Origin of the sequence: Bradyrhizobium yuanmingense, assembly GCF_029167105.1 — a bacterium.
GTDB lineage: Bacteria > Pseudomonadota > Alphaproteobacteria > Rhizobiales > Xanthobacteraceae > Bradyrhizobium > Bradyrhizobium yuanmingense_A.
Map to the genome: position 1 here is coordinate 1 of NZ_JARFML010000139.1, position 408 is coordinate 408.

1 pseudogene is annotated in these 408 nt (G+C 31.9%); it reads left to right on the top strand.

What is annotated here, in order from left to right:
- Positions 1–113 precede the first annotated feature (113 nt).
- Positions 114–408: pseudogene (locus P0R31_RS40825) on the top strand (phosphate ABC transporter permease subunit PstC); the annotation flags it as partial.

Genomic DNA, 408 nt, shown 5'->3' on the forward strand with positions numbered 1-408 from the left:
GACTTGTTCCTTTAAGTGATGATAAATTAAAAGCTTCTCAAAAACACGTAGAAGATAGAAAAATTTTAAATGATGAGCTTGTAAAAGCTGGAAAAGTTTTTTAAGGAAAAACTTTGTTAAAAGAAAAAATAATCAAATTTGCACTTTTTTTATGTGCTTTTGTAAGCGTGATAGTAAGTTTTGCTATCATGCTTACAATTTTAATTGAAGCTTTAAAATTCTTTCAAAAAGAAAGCGTTGTTACCTTTTTATTCTCAAGTCAGTGGGCAGCTGATGCAGCTTTTATGAATGCAGATGGCACGAGTAAACAAGGTGTTTTTGGGGCGCTATCGCTTTTTTGGGGAACTTTTTATATTTCATTGATTGCTATGCTAACGGCTTTACCTTTAGGGGTTATGTGTGCTATAT